The sequence below is a fragment of the Paenibacillus sp. FSL P2-0136 genome (genome assembly GCF_037975325.1).
In the GTDB taxonomy this organism is placed as follows: domain Bacteria; phylum Bacillota; class Bacilli; order Paenibacillales; family Paenibacillaceae; genus Paenibacillus_AQ; species Paenibacillus_AQ silagei.
The window spans coordinates 5,917,730-5,932,599 of sequence record NZ_CP150244.1 but is presented as its reverse complement, the minus strand read 5'-3'; the positions used below and the strand labels follow the sequence as shown (position 1 = coordinate 5,932,599).

Genomic DNA, 14,870 nt, shown 5'->3' with positions numbered 1-14,870 from the left:
ACATCCTTTAGATGAATTTTTGAATTTAGGACTGCGCGTCGAAGCCGATATGATAAGTAGTGTCGATCGTCCAGGCACCGCTCTCCGGCTTCGAGAGCAGGAGGATCAGAGACTGGGTATAGGTCTCCTTCGATTCACCGTCCGTAATCACCACTTCCGTATAGACTGCGGCTTCATAGTCAGTGTAATAGAAGACATTGGAGGAAGTCACCGCATAGCTCAGATCGTAGGTTTTGAAATAATCACGCAGCTCCTCTTTGTAAGAGTCATCCTCTTCCTTATCGTACGAGGTCATCACGGCAAGGACTGCATCTGCATTGCGGGCATTCATACCCTGGTAGTATTTGCTTAGCGTATCCTTAATTCCGGTCTGATCGCCCTGTGGAAGCACAGCGGGCTTCATGCCTTGTTCGCGCGTCAGCAGCACAGAGGATTCCTGCAGCTCCATTTCGGAGATCTTCCACGCGCCGTCTTGACGGATCAGTGTATATAAATATTCGTACTGCTCATCCGGAGTATAATAACCGCCGGTTCGTACTGCTTTTTCGACAGTATAGACTGTAGCTTCATTACCTGTAACACTGAGGACTTTAAGACTCTCAATCGTGTTCTTGATGTCATATAGCTCGAACTGGGAATTCATATTGCTTACAGCTTCTGGTTTGTCTGCCCCTGCATCGACAATCGAATAGAAGCTGCTGGCCTTCTCTTCATTATAATATTGGTTAGCTAATTGAATGATAACCTTGATCTCCTGCTCACTGGAGGCGGAGGACGGCGATACGGTGATCTTCACGCTGCGGTTGGCTGCATCCCAGACCGCTGTGCCCCCGGTGGCTTCGGCAATGAAGCGCAAGGGTATGTAAGTGGTCCCGGCGTTCGATACAGGAGCAACTGTAAGCTGCTTGACGGTTCCATTGACGCTGGCCCGCTTGCTGCCTACCTTAAGGCTGATATCCAGCCCTGTTCCGGTGCCGGTTACCGTACCCGCCTTGGAGTCCCACAGCACCTGCAGGCCAAGCTTCTCAAAAACAACGCGGAAAGGCACGAGCACCGTATTATTCTTCAGATACGGAGTCCCTGCTGTGAAGGCAAGATTGCTGCCGTTAATATACACCTTAATGGGTTTGTCTGCGGCAAAAGCGGGAACCGCCAGCACAAGGGCCAGCAGGCTGATGCCTAGCAGGGATACTAATTTCTTCAATAGATTCGCTCCTTCAAATAGAAAACTTTGTAAAATAGAACCATTATACCATTTGGAAATTCCGTCTGTCTATTTATTCTACGGGATACTGCCAGGCTCAGTAGAGTTCCCGTCAGCCGGCATGATAAAGCCGGAGATCGGGAGCATCTCCGGCTTTATCGGCAAATACTAACTAGACCAAGAAGGCCTCCCGGACACGGTTCCAGAACGGGAAAGGGCGGTAACGGGCGAAGCTGATTTTTTTGTCAGCGACCTGAGCACGTACCGAAATCAGATCATCCACCGGAATATTATTATGGTCAATGGTCAGCAGCAGGCGCTGATCCTTGCGCGAGAAGATATCGCAGTGATGATGCTTAGGCAGCATTAGCGGCGAGCCCATGGTGCGGAATACCCGGTTATTAATGGAGGCAATTTCAGCAATCTGCAGCGCCTCGATCGAGGGATGTACCATAGCGCCTCCCAGACTTTTGTTATAAGCGGTACTGCCGGAAGGTGTGGATACACACAGGCCGTCCCCGCGGAACATCTCAAAGGTCACATCATTAATATCCACCTGGATCACAACCGTTCCGTCCACGCCCTTAAGGGTGAATTCGTTCAGGGCAATGTGCTTGCTGGAGCCGGATTTCTTATGTATTTCCAGTTCGAGCAGCGGATACTGTACGATGCGGGGTTTATGCGGCCCAACCTCTCCGCACATGTAATCAATCAAGGACGGCAGCTCTTCGGCCTGCCAGTCCGCATAGAAGCCCAAATGGCCGGTATGCACGCCAACAAATGCGAGGTTCGGGATCTGATCGATAAACGTATGAAAAGCGTGCAGCATCGTGCCGTCACCGCCAATCGAGATCACGATTTCCGGTGACTTGGCATCCAGCTCCAGATTCCGGCCTTGCGCCAGCTTGTGAAATTGCTCCGCTAGTTGGATGGATAATTCATCTCCGCGGTCCAGAACATAATATCTCAAGGTGTACAGGCTCCTTTGTGTAATTCAGTCATACACCGATCATAATCAATCTTGACCCGGAACACAATATTAGCGCTGTGAAAAGCCGGAATCCGCTTCAGTGCTGCATCAGCAGAGCCGTGACATATCGAATTAGCTGCGGTGCGCATAAGATTGCCGCCAAAGCTTCCCCAGCAGAAAGACCACCAGCGACAGGGCCAGCATGACTGCGAGCAGAAGGCAGAGCAGGCTGATGCTGCTGATTAGAGCGGCTTCTGGAGCGGCCAGCCCGGAGGCGGCGGGTAGTATGGACCACTGACCAGCCAGTCCCGAGCTGACTACCGGCTTCCAGAGCAGGAGAAGCAGAACCGCTGAGAGGAGGGCATGCATCAGGCGGGCGGCCATGAACGGGAGATAGCGCAGTCCGGTACCGTTCAGGATACTGGCGACCTGTGCATGAACCGACAAGCCGCCCCAGGAGAGGATGAACGCTGCCGCCGCAGCCTTGAATTGCAGCGGCACGCCTCCGGCAGCTTCACCAGCCGACCGGGCGCCGAGCGTCACTTCGAATAAGCCGCTGACCAAGGCGGCTGAGAGCTCAGGCGGGAAGCCGGCCAGCGACAGCAGCCGTCCGGTCATGCTGAACAGGGCGGACATTACGCCGGCACGCGCAAGCAGCTCCATCAGCACATTGAAGAAGACAACCAGGCCGCCGACAACAATAATAAGCTGGAGTGAGGAGGTAATGGCACTCTTCAGCAGCTCGCCGAGACTTCTGCCGTCTACCCGGCGCGCATTTTCCATCGCGTTCAGGGCAGTCCGCAGCCTGCCGGGGCCTTGTCCTTCCGGAGATGCAGAAGAGCTGCCTGAATGGGGGAGGGCGGTGTTCGCAGCTGCTGCTTCCGGCCTGCCCCGGCCATGGAAGGACATCAGCAGACCTACGATGAGCCCTCCCCCGTAATGGGCAAGGGCAAGCACAAGCCCCAGAGAGGCATCGTGAAAGAATCCGACAGAGACCGCACCCAGCAGGAAAATCGGGTCCGAGGAGGTCGTGAAGGCGACGAGCCGCTCGCCTTCGATTCTGCTGATCATTCCCTGCTCGCGCAGCTTGGCGGTTAATTTCGCGCCGACAGGGTATCCTGATACATATCCCATTGCTAGGGCAAAGCCGCCGCTGCCGGGTATATTGAAGAGCGGGCGCATCAGCGGATCAAGCAGAGCGCCGAAGAGATGGACGATGCCGAAGCCCAACATAATTTCAGAGATGACGAAGAACGGGAACAGCGAGGGAAACAGCACATCCCACCAGACGGCGAGCCCGCGCAGCGCCGCATCCAGGGAGCTGGCGGGATGGATCAGCATCAGCAGCATACAGCCCGCCAGCACGATCCCGAGCAGCGGGCTTGCGATTTTGTTCAGAGTCATCGGTTTCTCGCCTCCAGTTCTATGCTTAGTTGTATGCCGAAAGCTGGACAAACAGCACAAAAAAAACGAGGAAAACGGTTACATTTACCGGTGCTTTTTCATTGAAATTATGGTATTATAAACTTAATTAATGCACATCTTGTTGAGATAGATTTTCAGGGATGGAGTGATGGTGATGAGTGTAGTTGCCGGAGTGCTCGTTTGTGCTTTTGTATATGTGATCCGGGTCTCCCTTGTCCCGCCTGGTGATGAAGATTTTAGAACATACTGATTAGCTTACGAGCGCTGAACTCCGGTTTGGCGCCTTTTTTTTGTTCAAATTTTTATTTTCATAGGCTTAGCAGGCATGTCTTAAGGCAGGGATAACTGTGCAGCCTGTTTTTTGGTATAATGATAAGCAACTGCTTATCAGATTAATATGGAAGAAGGCGAAACCTCCAAATGAATCCGAAAGAGAGCCTGTATGACAGCCTGGGAGGCGCTGAGGGAATTCGCCGTCTGGTGACTGTGTTCTATGCCAAGGTGCAGCTTCACCCGCAGCTCAGTCCGTTATTCCCTGAAGATATTACTCCGGTGCTGGAGAAGCAATATCAGTTCTTGAGCCAATTCTTTGGAGGCCCTGCCCTGTTCTCCGAGCAGCACGGCCATCCCATGATGAGAGCCAGACATATGCATGTCCCCATCACTCCTGCTCTGGCGGAGGATTGGCTCGCCTGCATGAAGGCGGCGCTGGAGGAGATTGGTGTGGAGGAGTCCCTGCGTACGTTTGTCCTGAGCCGGCTGGCGGGTCCCGCCCATCATTTTGTCAATATGCCCCATGAATAAAGTGTAGTTGTGAAAGGATGAGGGCACCCGTGCCGGAATTAATACCGCTTTACTCGATCAAGGTTACCTGCTGTAACTGTGAACATGAATTTTCAACCTCAAGAGTACGTCCCAGCCTTAAGAAGGCCATCCGCCGCGATGCGGACTTCTGCTCCTATTACAAGGCGGAGAATCCCGATTATTATGTGGTTCGGGTCTGTCCAAAGTGCGGCTTTGCCTCCACGGAGAATTCTGCAGACAAGCTGGCTGACTGGCAGCGCAAGTCCTTCGATGCACAAGTAGGAAGACGGTGGCAAGCCCGCGACTTCGGAGAGAAGCGTAGCTGGGAGGAGGCGCTGGAGACGTACAAGCTGGCGCTGATCTGCGCGCAGAGCATTAAGGACAAGGAACGTATTATAGCCAGCCTGCTTCACCATATTGCCTGGCTGTACCGTTATCAAGGGGATTCGGTGCAGGAGCAGCGTTTCCTGGCCTATTCGCTGGATGAGTATGTGAAGGTGTTCGAGAATGATTCATCCGGTGGTAATGATGCGCGGCTGATGTATCTGATTGGTGAGTTGAACCGCCGGATCGGGGAGTTCGCCGCTGCTGTGCGGTGGTTCTCAAGGGTCATTAATGACCAGCGGATTACGGACGCGGCCATGATCCGGGCTTCGCGCGAGCAATGGGCCATTCTGCGTGAGCAGATGCGCGGGCTGGACGTTGATCCGGACGGGCTTCCCGCAGGTACATAGAAGGCGGAGTGAGGGTGTTAGAGTGTCTATCCGGTATACCGGAACGCAAAAAGGCGTAGAAGGGATGCCTCTTCTACGCCTCTGCCCGCTTAAGCGGGGCGAACTGCCGGCAACCGCGTTTAGCGGACCGCCCGGTCAAACAACAAGTAGTCATTGTCATTATCAATGACGGTGGGACTTGCACTGCAGCAGGGAAAGACCAGCAGCTTTTTTTTGCCGTCACGCACGTGCTGCAGCTCCCGCGGCTTCATCGGCAGAAGAACATTCTCATGGTCGCAGAAGGGGCAGTATTGCACGTACATGTCGCCAAGAATAATGTCATAAGGCCAGGTATGGCTGAAGGGGATCATTGCTTGTCCTTCTCGTCAGAGGGAGCAGGCACGCTGCCTTCGGGGGTCTCGCTAGCAGCTTTCTTGGATAATTCAGCGATCTTTTGCAGCAGGATATGTTGGGGCATATGCATCAGGTGTTCCAGCGGAACGCCGAGTTGTTTCGATAAGGTGATGGCCGTCTCCGGCGATATTTGCAGTGGCTTCATCAGGATGCCCTCCTTACAATTAGTGGAGTATCATGATTCACTTTACCATGGCTGTACCGCAAATACAAAGAAAACTACTCTATAACGAAGGAATGGTGAGTATATATGAAACAACCGTTATCACTGACATGGGAGCTGGAATCGATTTTTCCGGGAGGCTCTGCCTCCCCGCAGTTTGAGAGCTTCCTGAGCCAGCTCGAATCCGATATTGAGCGCCTGCGCGCACAGGTGGCTGCCGCTGCCGCACCGGCTGATACGGCTTCAACGAAGGGGCTGGACCCGGTCATTGAGCTGCTGCAGAGCTGTGCCGGACGCCTTACACAGGCCTCGGAATTCGCCGGCTGTCTGGGTGCACAGAATCAGCTCGACAAAGGGGCGGTGAGACTGTCCTCCAAGGTAACGGGGCTGCGCGCCGGTTATGAGGGCATCAGCTCTGCCTTCGATAACGTGCTCCGGCAGACCTCTGACGCGGTATGGGCCGAGTGGATGGCCCGGCCGGAGATTGCCCCGCTGAATTTCGTGCTCAGTGAGAGCCGGAATCTGGCCCGTGAGAAGATGAGCCCGGAGCTGGAGAGCCTGGCACTTGAGCTTGCCGTTGACGGCTATCATGGCTGGAGCGAGCATTATGAGACGATTGTCGGACAGATCCAGATTCCTTGTGAAGAAGACGGGGAAGAGAAGCTGCTCTCTGCCGGGCAAGCCTTCAACAAGCTGGCGGATGAGAATCCTGAGGTCCGCAGTACGATGTTCCGCAAATGGGAAGAAGCCTGGGGCGGGGCGGCCGACTATTGTGCAGATACCTTGAATCATCTGGCAGGCTTCCGCCTGAAGCTGTACAAGGGCCGCGGCTGGGAGGATGTGCTGAAGGAGCCGCTGGGCATCAACCGTATGTCCCGTGAGACCCTGGATGTCATGTGGGATGTAATCACGAAGAGCAAGCCTGCCCTGGTATCTTATCTGAAGCGCAAGGCGGAGATTCTGGGTCTGGAGTCACTCGCCTGGGTCGATGTGGATGCGCCAGTCGGCAAGTCCTCCGGCAAAATTCCTTATGAACAGGCAGCCGCCGACATCGTGACCCAGTTCCGCAAATTCAGTCCGAAGCTGGCGGATTTCGCCGAACGCGCCTTCGACAAGGATTGGATCGAGGTCGAAGACCGGGCCGCGAAGCGTCCGGGGGGCTTCTGCGTCTCCTTCCCGGAGAGCAAGGAATCCCGCATCTTCATGACCTACAGCGGTACGCCGTCCAATGTATCCACACTTGCGCATGAGCTGGGCCATGCCTATCATTCCTTCCTGCTGGAGGACCAGCCGCTGTTCAACCAGAACTATGCGATGAACGTGGCGGAGACGGCTTCCACCTTCGCGGAGGTCATTGTATCGGATGCGCAGGTGAAATCTGCGACGGACAGTGAGGAGAAGCTGGCGCTGCTTGAAGCGAAGATCCAGAACAGTGTGGCGTTCTTCATGAATATCCATGCCCGCTTCCTGTTCGAGACCCGCTTCTATGAGAAGCGCAAGGCAGGTCTGGTAAGCAGTGAGGAATTGTCCGCGCTGATGGAGGAAGCCCAGAAGGAAGCCTTCTGCGGGGTTCTTTCCGAATATCATCCTCATTTCTGGGCGTCCAAGCTTCATTTCTATATCACAGATGTGCCGTTCTACAACTTCCCGTATACGGTAGGGTATATGTTCAGCACCGGTCTATACCGGCTCGCGCTTGAGGAAGGGGCTTCCTTTGCCGGTAAATATGACAGCCTGCTGCAGGATACCGGAGTGATGACGCTGGAGGATCTGGTGTCGAAGCATCTGGGCGTTGATCTGTCCAAGCCGGATTTCTGGCAGGGGGCTGCAGATTTAATCGTTGCCGATATTAATGAATTCCTGGAAATGACGGAACAACGCGGCTAAGAATTTGTCGAAAATGAGACGAATTGCTTTTTTACAGTAAAATGATGGCGGTTGAATATGGTGTGAATGTGCAAAGACCCCGATTAAGGGGTCTTTTTATGCTGTTTATTTGTCGATAAATGGCGACAAAAGTTTGTATATTGCTATTAATACTAAATAATTTGCGCATTTATAGGGATTATAACCCAATTATGTTGAATAATGTTGTGCGTGTTTAATTAGTACCCTATAATGAGCCTAAAGCCTTATATAAGCGCTGCTAGACCCACAAAATTCAAACAACTGCTTACGAAGCAAGTGTTGTGTGAGGCAGAGCCATGAGGCTGCATCACCCACAAGACTTTTAGGAGGAAATGCATGTGAGGACGGAACAATTATCGCTTGCAAGACAGATGGATCTGGTATTTCATGAGCTGCAGGAGGAATTGTCAGGACTGAATTCAGGGACCGTATTTGTACAGATCAGGAATAATATCATCGGCAAGTTCGGGGTCCGCCACAATCCGCTCGCCGGACGCAGCGGAAGCTTCGCAGCCGGGCAGGAGGGGCTGACTTCAGGCCAGCAATCCTCATTCCGCGTCATGGCGCTGGAGAGCCTGAAATATAAAAAACGGTGGACACATGGAGAGATCAGCTATGAATTTGCTGTATGCCAGGGGATGGTGGTGGTGGATGCCACGCTGGAGTCCAATTACAATATGGCGAATCTGATGATCCGCTATCCGCGCAACAGCCACGGCGATGTCTCGGATCAATCCTTCGGCTGATTCTATATACATATAGAAAAGCCCCCCTGCGCTTCGACGAGAAGCGCGGGAGGGCTGTGAAGCTGCTCGGTCTATGCCTCACGGCTTAGACGGTTTGTAAAGATAAGGTAGCAATTACGAACGACCGGACAGTTGTTGCTCTGCCAGTTGCACCAGACGTTTGGTGATATATCCTCCCAAAGAACCTGTTTCGCGGGAAGTATAGTTCCCATAATAACCGTCAGCCGGGATAGTTACTCCAAGCTCTTGTGCTGCTTCATATTTCAACTGCTGCAGCGCTGCATTCGCTTGAGGAACGACCAGGTTGTTAGAACGGCTACCACGACTTTGTTGACCTGCTTGACCCATGTGTGCTCACCTCCTTCGCCCGTTGTGAAGATAGTATGAGCGCGGGAGGGAGAATTCATGCACGGATGTTGAAGTTTTATAGGATGGTAATTATTATGAAATTTATCGTTCCGGGTAGATCATCTGCAGGGTGCCCCCCAGCACCAGCGTCTGTCCGGGTTCAAGCGTGATCAGCCCGGTAGCGGAGGCGTCCTGCTGGAGATTAGGTGCATCCGGGAGCCAGGTGAGCGGTTCAATGCACAGGAACTGGTCGGCCTCGCCTTTGGTATATAGAATCCAGTGGCGGAAGAAGTCAGTATCGGCTGAGTAACGCAGCCCGTATCCATCATCGCGCATCAGCACGGCCTCGGCAGGCTGGCCCTCTGCTATACGCAGGACGGTATCCAGGTCCGCACCTTGAAGATTCAGCCGGGTGTGCAGGCTCGTAAGCTCTCCGAGCGGCAATAGCTGTCCGGTAGGCAGGAGATCCTCACTCAGCTCGCAGACGGCTCCGGCAGGAAGGGTAACATTCCAGCGGGACGGGGTTCCGTCAAGCATGAACCAGGTATGGTAGCCTGCGCCAAAAGGAACACGCTTGCTGCCGAGATGAGTGACCTTGAGCGTCTGCTGCAGCCGGTCATCCTGAAGCCGGAAGGTCATTTCAAGCTTCAGCGGCTCAGGGAATTGTCTGATCCACTCCGGATCATCTGTGGTTATGAACTCAGTGGTGACCGCACAGCCGAACTCGTCCTCCTCAATATCACTGACACACCAAGCCTGGGTGCGGTGCAGCCCGTGAATATGATGTTCTCCCGCATTCCGGTCGAACTGGTAGCTTGTTCCGTCGAACAGGAAGCTTCCGCCGCGTATGCGGCCAGGCGGCACAAGAAGCGGAAGGCCGAAGTGATAAGGCTTCTGCATATATGATGCCAAGTCGCTTTCTTCAGGCTGACGGAGGATCTGCCGCTCCATGGTGCGGTCCCATAATGAAATTACGTTATTACCCAGCCTGGGCAGAAGCGTGACTTCCAGTTCCCGGCTATGCAAAATATACGTATCATAACCGTTCCATTGCCCTTTGGTCACCTGTTTCATAAGAGATATGCTCCTTTGATAAGCTGTAATCGGATTACATACACACGAATACCTTTATCATACCAGATTTATCCGGCGGAGGTTAGGGATTTGACAACTTCTCCGGGCCGATCTATGATGGAGGCATCAATTAACACAAGTAATGCGATGACAGGGACAAGTAAGCATGGACTGTACCTCCAGAAAGCCGGTGGCTGATGTGAACCGGTGGTGCACCTCTGACTGAATGGACCCTTGAGCGCCGCGCTCGAACAGGCTGCTGAAGCCCTAAGTAGACCGGCCGTCTCTTCCCCGTTAACGGAAGCCAAGGCTGTTTGCATAGATCCCTCCGGGGACTCCAGGCAGCGAATAAGGGTGGTACCACGGTCTCACGTCCCTTGCGGATGTGGGGCCTTTTTGCGTTCCTTGCACCAGCGGACAATCATAATGATGATGGAGGATAAGAGGATGGCTAAAAAAGTATTGTCGGGCATACAGCCCAGCGGTTCACTCACACTCGGTAATTATATCGGGGCAATCAAGAATTTCGTCAAGCTTCAAAAGGAATACGAATGTTACTTCATGGTGGTCGATCTGCATGCCATTACGGTAGCCCAGGACCCTGCAGCCCTGCGCGAGAATTCGGAATCGGTAGCCGCGCTGTATCTGGCAGCAGGCATTGATCCATCGATCGCGCATGTCTATATGCAGTCCCATGTGCCGCAGCATGCCGAGCTGGGCTGGATTCTGACTACGCTCACTGCCATGGGTGAGCTGGAACGGATGACACAGTTCAAGGATAAGTCGGCCGGCAAAGAATCCGTAGGCGCAGGTCTGTTCGTCTATCCGTCGCTGATGGCCGCCGACATTCTGGTCTACAATGCGGATCTGGTACCGGTAGGCGAAGACCAGAAGCAGCATCTGGAGCTGACACGTGACCTGGCGGGACGCTTCAATCACCGGTTCGGTGACTTCTTCACCGTACCTGAGCCTTACATTCCGGAGGTCGGGGCGCGGATCATGTCCCTGGATGACGGCACCAAGAAGATGAGCAAAAGCGATCCCAACCCCGGCAGCAGAATCGGACTCCTGGACCCGCCTGATGTAATTCGCAAAAAGATTAGCCGGGCCACAACGGATTCCGGCCGTGAGGTTATTTTCGACCCGGCGGCTAAGCCGGAGATCAGCAATCTGATGAGCATCTATGCCGAGTGCTCGGGAATGAGCCTGCAGCAGATTGCCGACAAATATGAAGGCCAAATGTACGGCGGCTTCAAAAAAGAGCTGGCTGAAGTGGTCGTAGCGCTGCTGGAGCCAATCCAGCAAAGATATCAGGACATCCGCAGCTCAGGGATGCTCAGCGATATTCTGGCTCAGGGTGCCGAAAGTGCACGTATAAGTGCCGCCCGTACCCTGGAGGGCGTGAAGGAACGGATGGGCTTCCTGCCTACCCGTTAAGTTAAGGGGTCGGCTGGTTGCTCTCCGCCTTGCGTCTCAGCCTGGCCTTGACGATGAAGCCCCAGCCGATGTTAAGCACGCACAGCGCGCCGAGCAGCAGCGCCAGCCAAATGTTATAGCTGATCGAGATGGAAGCTGCTGTGAGGAGTAGAATTGAAGAGCAGGCGAACCACAGTGACAGACCTTTACCCATATGTTCCAGCCTTCCTTTCTGCTTCAAATAATGTACAAGTGAATCCCGGTGTGCTCGCAGCATGCCGGGATTTCACGTAAAGTGAGCGTATAGGCTTTGAATTGTAACCGCTTTTGTTGTTGATTGTGCCTTATGCGGTCCCGTTACGTCAAGAGGGGGGCAAGAGAATAGATCCCCGTTAAATAAAGTCTATAACGTATTAGGTGAGCTGCATAATCCTGCACAAATTGCAACATCTCGATTAATAAATCGCTCCAAATCAAATAATGTTGCACAAAAGGCCACAATCTTCCTCCCCCAAACGGCGGAGCGGGGAAATTCCTGCATTTCATGCAACAATCCCTACAGCGACATCTTAATCCCTGTTCCAGAGTTGCAATATTTACAACATCTCGGCGTGAACTTTGACCGCACAGGTGGGCTTAACTCCATTCCCTGCAACAGCAGACTGTCCGTGATGAAGACACTTATATTACAAATAATTACTAAGTGTTGAAGGCTTGCTTGTCTGGAGCTGGTTGTAGTTTTAATTCGTTTATGCATTTTAGGTAGTTAATGTAATTAAAAAAGGCACCTGCCCCGGCAGATGCCACCTGTCTTCAAAAAACTTCCTACAGCTTGACGGTTCCCGGATCAACGGCGAAGCGCTCATCCAGCTTCTCGCTGCTCAGCCAGCCGACATAAGTATTCAGCGCTTTATACTCATGGTCCATTACCAGTACAGCCACGAACGGGAATTGCTTACGGTGTAAATAACGGACATCTCCCCAGCGTACAATATAACCAGAGGGCAGCTCCTCCACCTCCGCGACAGCGTACGAGGTGAAGTACAGGAAGGCCTGAATATCCGGATGGGATTTGGAACGCTCGACAGCGGGGTGAGTGGAGCACACCGCATGCTTGAACCATTCCAGCCGTCCGCTGTTCAGCAGCCCGACATTGTAGCTTCCGTCGGGCTTGGCTTTGACCAGATTCCACCGCGTTGGCGAAATGGTTGGGATCACATAGTAACGGTCGCCTGCATTATGGTGAACATCCTTGTTCTTGATGCTGCGGGTAATGCGGGCATGAACGAGGGTCCGCCAGATGTAGTACAAGACGATGCAGACATACAAGGTGATGAACAGGGGAGCGGGCGGCACCAGTCCGCTGATCCAGAGAATAATCGCCGCTGCATGGCTGCCGAAGATAAACGGATCGAAGATATGGATGATGTTCCAGGCGATCCATTTCTCGGTGAACGGGCGTGCGGCCTGAGTCCCGTAGGTGTTGAACAGATCGGAGAATACATGGACGGCAACGCCGATGAAGCTCCAGAGTGCGATATGGCTTAAGGTGCTCAGGTCCGTGAAGCCGAACAACGGCCCGATGACCACGGTGATCAATGCCGGCCACAGCAGTAAGAAGGGCAGGGAATGGGTGATCCCCCTGTGATTGCGGATGTATACCGCGTTATCCTTCAGACGCAGGGCGGTATCGGCATCCGGTGCCTGAGAAGCCAGTACAGTAGCTACCATCACCGCTCCGGCAAGCGTTCCATTCGAAGCGACGAGCGGATCGACGAAGGACAGACCTGCAAGTCCAAGTCCCATAACAAAATGTGTGGCAGTATCCATTAGTCAGATCTCCTTTGTACGGAAGTTCTCTATTAATAACTACCCATTATTGGGCTAAGTTATTTAAGGACGGGAAAATAAATATCGTCACGTAATTGTCGAATTAATGAACATCTTGGTCAATGATTGTCAAAGTCTTTCCCAGTTTGCTATGATAAAGTTAATAGCGGAGTGTAAGAAGTTCCCTAGAAGGAGGAACCCGATACGTGGACAATCAATTGAGATATCAAGCTTCTTCTGATTCCGCATCAATGTCTGCCAAGTCTCCACCGGAAGGTGCAAGCTGGCGCGACTTTATTACCGTTACGAAGCCCGGCATTATCCGCTCCAATCTGATTGCGGCATTCGCAGGCTACTGGGTGGCATCAGGCTGGGATGTACAGTATGGCCGTCTGATTTTGACTTTGCTCGGCACCATGCTGGTCATGGCTTCAGCCTGTGTCTTCAATAATTATTTTGACCGCGATTTGGATATGAAGATGGAACGGACCCGGGAACGCGGGCTGCCTACAGGAAGGCTGAAGCCGACAACGGTACTTATCTATGGCATTGGGCTCGGCATTGCCGGGCTGGGCGTGCTGTTCGCCTTCTGCGGCGTACTAGCCGGATTATTCGGCATAGTCGGCATGTTCGTATATGTTGTAGTGTACACCCTTTGGCTCAAAAGAACCTCCACCTGGAGCACCTCGGTAGGTGCGATCTCGGGAGCCATGCCTCCTGTCATCGGCTATGTGGCTGTTACAGGAACAGTGGATCTCGGCGCCTGGCTGCTGTTCGCAATGCTCTTTTTGTGGCAACCGCCCCATTTCTGGGCCCTTGGCATCCGCCGCAAGGAGGAATACAGAGCAGCAGGATTTCCGCTCCTTCCGGTTGTGAAGGGGACGCGCCGCACCAAATTCCAGATGATTCCTTATGTGGCATTGCTGCTACCGGTGCCTGTGCTGATGTACGCCTATGATTATGCAGGTATATATTATCTGATTGTATCACTGGGACTGTCGGTGGCATGGCTCTACTTAACTCTAATCGGATTCAAGGCAAAGGATGATGAGGTATGGGCGAAGAAAAGCTTCCTCTTCTCCATTAATTATCTGACGTTAAGTCTGATTGCCCTGGTGCTGAATACCATTCACGTGTAAGTATTCTTAGGATAGAGGGGGAGGGCGTCCTGTGCAGACCTTGAAGCGCTACAAGTGGACCTGGCTGCTGCTGCTGATTGCAATAATTATGGCTGGCTATCTGGCAGTCCAGTCCTTTGGGTTCGGTGAGAAGAAGCTGCCTGTCATCGGTCAGGTACAGGACTTCTCTCTGGAGAATGTGGACGGGAAGCAGATCAGTCTGGCGGATACGGCAGGCACAGCAAGGCTGGTCTATTTCTTCTTCACGGTCTGTCCCGATGTATGTCCGATTACCACCTATATGCTGTCAGAGACGCAGGATATATTGGTTAAAGACGGCAGCTTCGGCAAAGACGTTGAATTCGTCTCGATATCTTTCGATCCGAAGAATGATACAAGGGAAGCGATCAAGGCCTTCGCCGACAAGTTCCATGCCGATTATAACGGCTGGTACTTCCTGCGGGGGGATCAGGAGCAGGTACGCAAGCTGGCAGCGGAGTCCTTCAAGGTGCTGATCTACGGCACGAGCAAGGATGATTTCGCCCACGCGAACCTTATTGGCCTGGTGGACAAGAACAACCGGCTCCGGGGATTGTACGATGCCGGGGATACGGAGAATGTAACGCCGGAGTTCCTGGCCAGAACGGTTAAGAAGCTGGCCCGTGAATAGCACAGGAACGCAATAAACGAGGGTGTCCGTGGAGCAGTGGAGCTGCTGCACAGGACACCCTCGTTTT

16 protein-coding genes are annotated in these 14,870 nt (G+C 53.1%); 7 read left to right on the top strand and 9 right to left on the bottom strand.

Features of this window, described 5'->3' with window-relative positions; genetic code table 11:
• Positions 1–25: 25 nt before the first annotated feature.
• From NYE26_RS25165 to ylbJ, 3 genes are all read right to left on the bottom strand, one after another.
• Positions 26–1,204, bottom strand: coding sequence for a stalk domain-containing protein (locus NYE26_RS25165; protein WP_339250961.1), 1,179 nt, complete (start codon positions 1,202–1,204; stop codon positions 26–28).
• A gap of 172 nt (positions 1,205–1,376) precedes the next feature.
• Positions 1,377–2,174 (bottom strand): NAD kinase, encoded by a 798-nt coding sequence (locus NYE26_RS25160; RefSeq protein WP_036722084.1) that lies wholly within the window; start codon positions 2,172–2,174, stop codon positions 1,377–1,379.
• A 132-nt stretch (positions 2,175–2,306) separates the two neighbouring features.
• Positions 2,307–3,578 (bottom strand): sporulation integral membrane protein YlbJ, encoded by a 1,272-nt coding sequence (gene ylbJ, locus NYE26_RS25155; RefSeq protein ID WP_339250959.1) that lies wholly within the window; start codon positions 3,576–3,578, stop codon positions 2,307–2,309.
• A 441-nt stretch (positions 3,579–4,019) separates the two neighbouring features.
• Between ylbJ and NYE26_RS25150 the strand changes: the two genes are divergently transcribed.
• Positions 4,020–4,403, top strand: a complete 384-nt coding sequence (locus NYE26_RS25150) for a globin (RefSeq protein ID WP_339250957.1) — start codon at positions 4,020–4,022, stop codon at positions 4,401–4,403.
• Between the two features lie 29 nt (positions 4,404–4,432).
• Positions 4,433–5,137 carry a DUF2225 domain-containing protein gene (locus NYE26_RS25145; protein WP_235191738.1) on the top strand — a complete coding sequence of 235 codons (705 nt, stop codon included), beginning with the start codon at positions 4,433–4,435 and terminating at the stop codon, positions 5,135–5,137.
• Positions 5,138–5,256: 119 nt separating this feature from the next.
• On the opposite strand, the gene NYE26_RS25140 is transcribed toward NYE26_RS25145, so the two are convergent.
• Together NYE26_RS25140 and NYE26_RS25135 are read right to left on the bottom strand one after the other, a co-directional pair.
• Positions 5,257–5,487 (bottom strand): hypothetical protein, encoded by a 231-nt coding sequence (locus tag NYE26_RS25140; protein ID WP_036722073.1) that lies wholly within the window; start codon positions 5,485–5,487, stop codon positions 5,257–5,259.
• The gene (locus NYE26_RS25135; protein WP_036722071.1) at positions 5,484–5,675 is read right to left on the bottom strand and encodes a YycC family protein; all 192 of its coding nucleotides are present in this window, start codon (positions 5,673–5,675) and stop codon (positions 5,484–5,486) included. The genes NYE26_RS25140 and NYE26_RS25135 overlap by 4 nt, the downstream gene beginning before the upstream one ends.
• A 105-nt stretch (positions 5,676–5,780) precedes the next feature.
• On the opposite strand from NYE26_RS25135, the gene NYE26_RS25130 reads away from it, so the two are divergent.
• Together NYE26_RS25130 and NYE26_RS25125 are read left to right on the top strand one after the other, a co-directional pair.
• Entirely contained in the window at positions 5,781–7,580 is a 1,800-nt protein-coding gene (locus NYE26_RS25130; protein WP_339250953.1) for a M3 family oligoendopeptidase, read from the top strand.
• Between the two features lie 392 nt (positions 7,581–7,972).
• Entirely contained in the window at positions 7,973–8,347 is a 375-nt protein-coding gene (locus NYE26_RS25125) for an O-methyltransferase (RefSeq protein WP_339257611.1), read from the top strand.
• A 114-nt stretch (positions 8,348–8,461) separates the two neighbouring features.
• Here the strand turns inward: NYE26_RS25125 and NYE26_RS25120 are convergent, their stop codons facing one another.
• Both NYE26_RS25120 and NYE26_RS25115 read right to left on the bottom strand, forming a co-directional pair.
• The gene (locus tag NYE26_RS25120) at positions 8,462–8,695 is read right to left on the bottom strand and encodes an alpha/beta-type small acid-soluble spore protein (RefSeq protein ID WP_036701727.1); all 234 of its coding nucleotides are present in this window, start codon (positions 8,693–8,695) and stop codon (positions 8,462–8,464) included.
• Positions 8,696–8,797: 102 nt separating this feature from the next.
• A complete protein-coding gene (locus NYE26_RS25115; RefSeq protein WP_339250951.1) occupies positions 8,798–9,769 on the bottom strand; it encodes an aldose 1-epimerase in 972 nt (323 codons plus the stop codon).
• Between the two features lie 447 nt (positions 9,770–10,216).
• On the opposite strand from NYE26_RS25115, the gene trpS reads away from it, so the two are divergent.
• Positions 10,217–11,206 (top strand): tryptophan--tRNA ligase, encoded by a 990-nt coding sequence (trpS, locus tag NYE26_RS25110; RefSeq protein ID WP_036722062.1) that lies wholly within the window; start codon positions 10,217–10,219, stop codon positions 11,204–11,206.
• A gap of 1 nt (position 11,207) precedes the next feature.
• Here trpS and NYE26_RS25105 read toward each other — a convergent pair whose 3' ends face one another.
• The gene (locus NYE26_RS25105) at positions 11,208–11,399 is read right to left on the bottom strand and encodes a hypothetical protein (RefSeq protein WP_036701722.1); all 192 of its coding nucleotides are present in this window, start codon (positions 11,397–11,399) and stop codon (positions 11,208–11,210) included.
• A 611-nt stretch (positions 11,400–12,010) separates the two neighbouring features.
• Positions 12,011–13,015, bottom strand: a complete 1,005-nt coding sequence (locus NYE26_RS25100; protein ID WP_339250948.1) for a metal-dependent hydrolase — start codon at positions 13,013–13,015, stop codon at positions 12,011–12,013.
• Between the two features lie 206 nt (positions 13,016–13,221).
• Here NYE26_RS25100 and cyoE point away from each other — a divergent pair, with 206 nt between their 5' ends.
• Positions 13,222–14,154, top strand: a complete 933-nt coding sequence (cyoE, locus tag NYE26_RS25095; RefSeq protein WP_036722057.1) for a heme o synthase — start codon at positions 13,222–13,224, stop codon at positions 14,152–14,154.
• Between the two features lie 31 nt (positions 14,155–14,185).
• Entirely contained in the window at positions 14,186–14,803 is a 618-nt protein-coding gene (locus NYE26_RS25090; protein WP_036722056.1) for an SCO family protein, read from the top strand.
• The last annotated feature ends 67 nt before the right edge of the window (positions 14,804–14,870 follow it).

What these genes read in the sequence shown, in the direction of transcription:
- ylbJ (WP_339250959.1), bottom strand. Translation starts at nt 3,578, where the DNA reads ATGACTCTGAACAAAATCGCAAGCCCGCTGCTCGGGATCGTGCTGGCG.
- NYE26_RS25150 (WP_339250957.1), top strand. Translation starts at nt 4,020, where the DNA reads ATGAATCCGAAAGAGAGCCTGTATGACAGCCTGGGAGGCGCTGAGGGA.
- NYE26_RS25140 (WP_036722073.1), bottom strand. Translation starts at nt 5,487, where the DNA reads ATGATCCCCTTCAGCCATACCTGGCCTTATGACATTATTCTTGGCGAC.
- NYE26_RS25135 (WP_036722071.1), bottom strand. Translation starts at nt 5,675, where the DNA reads ATGAAGCCACTGCAAATATCGCCGGAGACGGCCATCACCTTATCGAAA.
- NYE26_RS25130 (WP_339250953.1), top strand. Translation starts at nt 5,781, where the DNA reads ATGAAACAACCGTTATCACTGACATGGGAGCTGGAATCGATTTTTCCG.
- NYE26_RS25125 (WP_339257611.1), top strand. Translation starts at nt 7,973, where the DNA reads ATGGATCTGGTATTTCATGAGCTGCAGGAGGAATTGTCAGGACTGAAT.
- NYE26_RS25120 (WP_036701727.1), bottom strand. Translation starts at nt 8,695, where the DNA reads ATGGGTCAAGCAGGTCAACAAAGTCGTGGTAGCCGTTCTAACAACCTG.
- NYE26_RS25115 (WP_339250951.1), bottom strand. Translation starts at nt 9,769, where the DNA reads ATGAAACAGGTGACCAAAGGGCAATGGAACGGTTATGATACGTATATT.
- trpS (WP_036722062.1), top strand. Translation starts at nt 10,217, where the DNA reads ATGGCTAAAAAAGTATTGTCGGGCATACAGCCCAGCGGTTCACTCACA.
- NYE26_RS25105 (WP_036701722.1), bottom strand. Translation starts at nt 11,399, where the DNA reads ATGGGTAAAGGTCTGTCACTGTGGTTCGCCTGCTCTTCAATTCTACTC.
- NYE26_RS25100 (WP_339250948.1), bottom strand. Translation starts at nt 13,015, where the DNA reads ATGGATACTGCCACACATTTTGTTATGGGACTTGGACTTGCAGGTCTG.